Below are 7,518 nucleotides of genomic sequence, written 5' to 3'. Positions count from 1 at the left end.
GGAGTGATTACGGCGTAATCACTCCACCCCCGCCCACAGTCACTACGGGTGTCACTCCCCCGCCCTGCGCACCGGAGTCCTGCGCGTCAGACGGTGGCCTCGTCCGCCGCGAGCTTCAGCAGCGTCCGGTAGTTCTCCGGAGTCATCCACTGCCTGGCGATCGCGAGCACCGCCTTCGGGTCCTCCCAAGGCACCGCGTCCGCCCCGGCACGGTCGGGGGCCGCGTCCCTGCGCAGGGGCTCGGTACGGGCGGGTACGGAGGAGCCGGTCTCCTGCGGACGGGAACCGCGCGGGGCCTCCGAAGTGATTACGGCGTAATCACCCGGCGGTTCCGGCGCGGGTGCGGAGGCAGTCCCGGACATCGGCCCGGACCCCTGCGCGGGCGCGTGCTCAGGCGCAGAAGTGATGACGGCGTAATCACTCTCCGGCTCGGCCGCACCCTCGGACGTCGGCCCGGACATCGGCTCCGGGGTCGGTCCTGAGGTCGGCCCGGGGGCCGGAGTGATTACGCCGTAATCACTTTCCGGTGCGGACTTCGCCGTGCGCTGCCTCTCCCGGTCGGCGTCCTCCTGCGCCTTGAGCTGCTTGAGTCGCTCGAACTCGGCCTGCTGTTCCTCGGCCGGTTTGTTGCCGACGGCCCTGAGCAGCTCGACCGACTCCTCCTTGCGCTCCAGTCGCTGCTGGAGTTCGGGCGTCAGCCCGAGCAGGGCCAGCCGCTGGGCGACCCAGCCCTGCGAGCGGTGCAGCCGTCCCGCCAGCTTGCGCTGACTGCCGTGGACCCGGAGCAGGGCCTCCAGGGCCCGCGCCTCGTCGAGGGGGGCGAGGTCCTGGCGGTGGATGTTGGCGACGAGCGCGGACTCCAGGAGTTCGTCGGGGTCGCTGCCCAGGTCGTCGTCCACCATGACCTTGAGGGTCGCCAGACCGGCCTCACGGGCGGCTGCCAGCCGGCTGTTGCCGTCGATGACGACGTACGAGGTGTCGGCTTCGAGGTGCTCGCGCTGGTCCGGGTTGGCCGCCAGGTAGGCGTCCCTGGCCATGAGGGTGATGGCCTGCTTCTGCCCGTGGTCCTTGAGACTGCCCGCGAGGGCGGTGAGGTCCCCGAGGGTGGCCCGCGGGTTCGCGGGGTTGAGGCTGATGTGACGCAGCGGCAGGACGACGGGGGGCGGGGCCCCTTCGGTCGGGGCCTTGGTCGCGCTGTTGATCGCTGCGCGCCGGGCACTGACGGGCCGGGCGTTGCCGAAGGAGGCGCTGGTGCCGAGGCGGCTCGCCTTGCTGCTCATGAGATCTCCCGGGCCAGTGCGCGCAGGGCGACCGCCTGCTCGCACTTGGGCGCGTAGGCCAGCAGGGGGCGCTTGACCCGTACCGCTTCCTTCTGCTCCTTGAGGTCGCCGATGACGCCGACGACCCTCGGGTCCTTGATGTCCGTCCAGGCCTGGAGCGAGGACGTGGCGATGTAGCCGCGCCTACTGTCGTACTGGTTGACGACGATGCCCAGGTAGTTGATGTCGAGGGCGAGGTCGTCGCGCAGGTCCGCGATCTGGGTGGTCAGCAGGTCGTAGGCGTCGGCGGAGCTGTCCTCTGCCTGCACCACGATCAGGACCCCGGAGTTTCCCGACGGCTCCTCGGGGCGCCTGCGGCCGTAGTACGCGGCGGCGTCCATGCTCAGCCCCAGGCTGGGCGGGCAGTCGACGAGGACTACGTCGTAATCACCCTCGATGGGGGCCAGGGCGCGCTCCAGGGCCGCCTCACGGGCGCGTACGGAGGAGAGCTTGACGTCCAGGAGGAAGGCGTCGGTGCAGGCGGGCAGCAGATGCAGCCGGTCGCCGAAACGCTCGTCCTCGATGGCGACGACCAGGTCCCGGATGTCGCCCGCCGCCTCGCCCGACATGTGCTTGGTCAGGCTCTCCCCGGCCATCGGCAGCGTGTCCTGCCCGAGCTGCTTGGTGAGGTGGCCCTGCGGGTCGAAGTCCACGAGCAGGACCCGCAGTCCGGGGCCGGGGAGGGACTCGTCACCGAGGACCTTGTCCTCGTCGGTGAGTGCCGCGAAGTGCCGGGAGACCCTCACGGGGTACAGCGTGTGGGCGTCCTCGGCGAGGGCTTCGCCGGTGCCCGCGGCAATGGCGGTCTTGCCGACGCCGCCCTTCTGGTTGCAGACGATCAGACGCTTGGTGAAGGCGGGCCGCCGGACGGTCGGGGCCGGGTTCTTCTCCAGCCACAGCTGGACGGACTGCGAGAGGCCCTGGACGAGGGAGACCCCGCGGGCCTTGCAGTCCGTACGGAATTCCTCCCACAGGCCCGCGGGCAGCAGGGTGGCGAAGGACTCGGCGCCGGAGGTGTCGACGGGGGAGAGGTTCGCGCCCAGGTTCCGCCAGTCGGCGGTGCCCTGTGCGACGGCTTCCTGGATGTCGACACCGAGTTGGGCGGTGCGGATCTTGAGTTCCTGGCGGAGCCAGGGCGGGAGCTTCGAGACGACCTTGTCCCGGTCTGCCTGCGAGTGGGGAGATGCCATGGCGTCACATTACTAACTTGAACCCCCACCTGACGCACTGACACGTTAGTTTTCCCTCTTCTTTTTCAGAATCAGACCGCCGGGACGGGGTCGGGGGAGGAGCGACCGAAGCGACCAAAGCGACCGTAGGAGTGAAAAGAAGCAAAACGGCCCGGTAGCGGCGGCGGTTGGGGGGTCACGCAGTCGGGCGGGAAACGGTGTTCTTCGGGCGTGGGTCGCTTCGGTCGCTCAAGTCGCTCTCGAACCTGGCATGAGACGGGGCTTGAGTCGCTCTCGGTCGCTCCGTCGCTGCTCGGTCGCTGGCAACTTCGAGGGCTCCGGCGGCAGCGACTGAAGGAAAGCGACCAAGAGGTGCTTCGGTAGCTCCCTCAGTCTCGGATAAAACTGCAGGTCAACAGGGGTGTGAAGCAATAAAAGCGACTGAAGCGACTCTAGGTCCGGGTATATGAAGACATTGGCGTGTGCGCGTGTGCGTCATATATAGGGAGCTTGAGTCGCTTCAGTCGCTGTTAGGGTCTCTGCATGGCCTCTGACCTGGGGTTTTTTCTCAGCGACTGAGAAGCTACCGAAAGGCCTTGGGTAGCTGGGTCCAGAGTCTCAGTCGCTGGACGGTAGTCCGGGGTCGGAGACCGGCGCCTCACCAACACACCCGGGACGGGGACCTCAAGTACCCGCCATGTCACTCTGGTTTCGCTAGTCTATGTCTGTCGTTGAGTCGCTTCGGTCGCTGATAGGGGATGCGCATGGCTCCTGAGCTGCGGTTTTCACGCAGCGACTCAGGCGAGCCCACTTCCGCGCGCCCGGGCTCGCCGCTGTCGCCTGTGCCGCTTTTGCCTGTGCCCGAGGCCCCTGTTCCGCAGGCACCCGTGCCTCCGTCACTGGCCACCGCCAGTTGGTGTGCGGGCCGGGGTTGGCCGGTCCATCCTCTGGCTCCGGGACGCAAGACCCCCGCAGGCAACTGCGAGTCGTGTCGTACGCCGGGCCACAACCACCAGGGCTGCGCCTGTCTCCCGGCCGGCCGCTGGTGCCACGGGTTCCATGCCGCCACGCTCGACGCCGACCGGATCGAGCAGTGGTGGGGGAGTGCACCGGGCCAGGGGGTGGGCGTGGCCTGCGGGCCCGCAGGGCTCGTCATCATCGACATCGACGCGCACCAGCAGCAGCTCCCGGACCGGGACCGCCTGTTGCCCGGGATCAGCATCTCCGCCGACGTCGACCTCGCCGGGCTCGCCAACGGCTTCCACACGCTCGCCGTACTGGCAGCCCTGCGCGGCACCACCAGCCCGGCGGACGATGCGACGACCCTTCGCGTACGGACCCCCTCGGGGGGTCTCCACGTCTGGTACCGGGCCCACCGGAGCCACCACTGGCGCTGCTCCACCGGCTCGGGTCCTGGGCGCGCCCTGGCCTGGCAGGTGGACGTCCGGGCGCACGGCGGGTACATCGTCGCGCCCGGGACGACCACCCGGGCCGGTTCGTACACCCCCGTCGACGAAATGCGGGAGCCTGCGCTGCTCCCCGACTGGCTGGCCCGCGAGCTGGAGCGCACCGGGCACCTGGCAACGGCCCACGTGCCCGCTCCGCGCCCTGTACCGCCCCGGGCCCGCCAGGCGGTCATCGCGGCCGGGGGAGGCCGTCAGAGCCCCCTCAGAGCCCTTTCCAAGGGACTCGCGGAAGTGGCGGGCTGTGCGGCCGTTCCCGAGGGAGCGGCATTCTCCGAAAAACTGAACAGGGCTGCCTACACAGCTGGGGGACTGGTGGCTGCGGGACACCTGACGCAAAACGAGGCCGAGAACATCCTGAAAGAGGTGGCCGAACAAGCCCGACCCGGACAGGAACGCCGCTACACCCCGATCATCCGCAGCGGTCTCAACGCCGGTTCCCTGCGCCCCCTGTCGCTGAGGAGCCGTCTGTGACCGCGGGCGAGGGCAACACCCTCTTCGACGCCCAGGCCGTGGCCGCGCAGATCCTCGCGCAGGTCGCACCGGAGGTTCCCGCCCAGGGCGGCGGGAACACCGCCCCGGCCACCGCGCAGGGGCTGCTTCCCGACACGCTCACCGACCGTGGCAACGCGAAGCTGTTCGTCAAGCTGTACGCCAACGACTACCGGCACATCCCGGGCCTCGGCTGGTACCGCTGGGACAGCGCCCGTTGGCAGATCGACGAGGACGACACGGTGATATGGGCGGCCGGGGACCTCGCCGAGTCCATCGCGCTCACCGACCCACGCGGTGTCTACACCGGTCAGTCGCTGCAGCAGCACCGCCGCCGTGCCCTGAGCACCAGCGGCATGAACGCGATGCTGACCCAGGCCAGGTCGGCCCCGGGCATGGTCCTCAACGCGGCGCTCCTGGACGCCGATCCGTACGCCCTGTGCACGCCCGCGGGGATCGTCGACCTGCGCAGCGGAGCGATCCGTACCCCCGACCCCAACAAGGACTTCCACTCCCGCTCCACCTCGCTCGCACCGCGGCCGATGGCCACCCCGCGCTGGAACAGGTTCCTCACCGACACCTTCGGCAGCGGTGCCGAAGGCGAGGAGATGATCGACTTCCTGCACCTGCTGCTGGGCTACTCGGTGACGGGCGACGTCGGCGGTCAGGTCATGCCGTTCCTCTTCGGCTCCGGCAAGAACGGCAAGTCGGTCCTCCTGGACGTCCTCATGAAGCTGCTGGGGGACTACGCGGACGCCGCCCCGCCCGGCTTCCTCATGTCCCGTCCCTACGAGGGCCACCCGACCGACCTGGCCGAACTGCACGGCCGCCGGGTCATCGTGTGCAGCGAGGTCAAGCCGGGGGACAAGTTCGACGAGGCCCGGGTCAAGCTGCTCACCGGCGGCGACCGCATCAAGGCCCGCCGGATGCGCCAGGACTTCTTCAGCTTCGAACCCACCCACAAGCTGTGGCTGCTCGGCAACCACCGCCCCGAGGTCGGCACCGGTGGCTTCGCCTTCTGGCGGCGCATGCGGATGATCCCCTTCGAGCGGATCGTCTCCGACGACCGCAAGATCGACAATCTGGCGGACATCCTGGTCACCGAGGAGGGCTCCGGCATCCTCAACTGGCTCATCGACGGCGCCCGCCGCTATCTGCGCGGCGAGAAAAACCTGACGGGCCCCGAACGCGTACGGATCGCCACCACGGCGTACGCGGAAACCGAGGACCACACCGGGCGGTTCCTCAGCGAGTCCTGCGCGATCGATCCCGATCTGAGAGCAGAACAGGCGCACCTTTACGCCGCTTACCGGGCATGGTGTCAAAATGAAGGCGCACCGCCCATTTCCTCGCGTGCGTTCGCAGCGAGGGTCCGCGAGGCGGTGGGGCTGGCTTCGCCCAAGCAGATGATCCTGTCGAACCAGCGGAAGTACTACCCGGGCATCGGACTGCTCGCCGACGAGGAGACAGCATGAGCGCCCTTATCGCAGAGGACGAGATCCTCCACGAGATCGCACTTGTCTGGCTTGAGGACGTCAGCGACCTCGACTACGTACGCCAGAGCCTCGACCGGCTGCCGACGAGGCGGGGCAAACCGGCCTACCACCGGGACGGCCGCATGGTCGGCTTCGCCCAGCTCGGACCGGGAGCCAAGTCGTCCCGCTCCTCGGGCACCTTCCGCCGCCGGGTGTTCTGGCTGCTGCCGCACGACCGCGACACCGCCCCCACCGGGCTGTACTCCAGCGGGGCGCCCGCCGAAGCAGTCGACCCGCGCACCCTGGCCCCGGGCAGCAAGGGCCGCAAGACCGAACGCTCGGAGGGCGGTCCGCCCTCCTCGGCCATGCAGGAACTGGGCATAACCCTGCCCCTGTGACGTAGGGCCTGTCCGGCGGATCAGGCCCTCGGCAGCACGAGCGCGGCCGTCCGGGTGATTACGCCGTAATCACTTCGACGCGGCCCGTCCGGGTGGCGACGCGGCCGTCCAGGTGATTACGGCGTAATCACTCACGACCCGCCGTCCGGGTGATTACGGCGTAATCACCCGCCGCCCACAGCGCCTCGGCGGGTGGTGCTTTGAGCGGTGCACGAGCCGTTCTTGAGCAGGACGTCCGAAGGTCTTCCTCTAGAGAGGAAGGCGATTTCCGTGGCGATGGATCCTTCTTGGGAAGGCGCGGGGCCCACCGACTCCTGCGGCCGGGTGGCCGAGCTGCACGCGTTGCGTGAGCAGGCTGTGCGGGGCCCGAGCGAGCGGGCGACCGAGGCGCAGCACGCGAAGGGCAAGCTGACCGCCCGTGAGCGGATCGAGCTGCTGCTCGACCCGGATTCCTTCCGGGAGGTCGAGCAGTTGCGCCGCCACCGGGCGACCGGTTTCGGGCTGGAGAGCAAGAAGCCGTACACCGACGGTGTGATCACCGGGTGGGGCACGGTGGAGGGCCGGACGGTCTTCGTGTACGCGCACGATTTCCGGATCTTCGGGGGTGCGCTGGGTGAGGCGCACGCGACGAAGATCCACAAGATCATGGACATGGCCATCTCGGCCGGTGCGCCGCTGGTGTCGCTGAACGACGGTGCGGGCGCCCGTATCCAGGAGGGCGTCTCGGCGCTTGCCGGGTACGGGGGGATCTTCCAGCGCAATACGCGTGCCTCGGGTGTGATCCCGCAGATCAGTGTGATGCTCGGCCCGTGCGCGGGCGGCGCCGCCTACAGCCCGGCCCTGACGGACTTCGTGTTCATGGTCCGTGAGACGTCGCAGATGTTCATCACCGGCCCGGACGTGGTGCGTGCGGTGACCGGTGAGGAGATCACCCAGAACGGCCTCGGCGGCGCGGACGTGCACGCGGAGACCTCGGGCGTGGCGCACTTCGCGTACGACGACGAGGAGACCTGCATCGCCGAGGTCCGCTACCTCATCTCGATGCTGCCCTCGAACAACCGGGAGAACCCGCCCACCGTCGCCTCCGAGGACCCCGCCGACCGGCGCGGCGACGTCCTGCTCGACCTGGTCCCGGCCGACGGCAACCGCCCGTACGACATGCGCAAGGTCATCGAGGAACTCGTCGACGACGGCGACTACCT

Annotated in this window: 6 protein-coding genes; 4 read left to right on the top strand and 2 right to left on the bottom strand. The window is 69.1% G+C overall.

Annotation, left to right across the window (positions count from 1 at the left end; genetic code table 11):
* Positions 1–86: 86 nt before the first annotated feature.
* A complete protein-coding gene (locus tag ACWGIG_RS35075; RefSeq protein ID WP_453325748.1) occupies positions 87–1,280 on the bottom strand; it encodes a ParB/RepB/Spo0J family partition protein in 1,194 nt (397 codons plus the stop codon).
* Positions 1,277–2,509 (bottom strand): ParA family protein, encoded by a 1,233-nt coding sequence (locus ACWGIG_RS35070; protein WP_453325747.1) that lies wholly within the window; start codon positions 2,507–2,509, stop codon positions 1,277–1,279. The genes ACWGIG_RS35075 and ACWGIG_RS35070 overlap by 4 nt, the downstream gene beginning before the upstream one ends.
* Before the next feature lie 743 nt (positions 2,510–3,252).
* Here ACWGIG_RS35070 and ACWGIG_RS35065 point away from each other — a divergent pair.
* The 4 genes from ACWGIG_RS35065 to ACWGIG_RS35050 form a co-directional block, all read left to right on the top strand.
* Positions 3,253–4,425, top strand: a complete 1,173-nt coding sequence (locus tag ACWGIG_RS35065; protein ID WP_453325746.1) for a bifunctional DNA primase/polymerase — start codon at positions 3,253–3,255, stop codon at positions 4,423–4,425.
* Positions 4,422–5,918 carry a DNA primase family protein gene (locus ACWGIG_RS35060; protein ID WP_453325745.1) on the top strand — a complete coding sequence of 499 codons (1,497 nt, stop codon included), beginning with the start codon at positions 4,422–4,424 and terminating at the stop codon, positions 5,916–5,918. The genes ACWGIG_RS35065 and ACWGIG_RS35060 overlap by 4 nt, the downstream gene beginning before the upstream one ends.
* Complete coding sequence (locus ACWGIG_RS35055) at positions 5,915–6,316, top strand: DUF6009 family protein (RefSeq protein WP_453325744.1); 402 nt, start codon at positions 5,915–5,917, stop codon at positions 6,314–6,316. The genes ACWGIG_RS35060 and ACWGIG_RS35055 overlap by 4 nt, the downstream gene beginning before the upstream one ends.
* Before the next feature lie 276 nt (positions 6,317–6,592).
* Positions 6,593–7,518, top strand: a 926-nt coding sequence (locus tag ACWGIG_RS35050; RefSeq protein ID WP_453325743.1) for an acyl-CoA carboxylase subunit beta, incomplete at its 3' end; no start/stop codon positions are given.

This window comes from Streptomyces sp. NPDC054863 (genome assembly GCF_053610825.1).
This window is presented reverse-complemented; position numbering and strand designations above follow the sequence as displayed.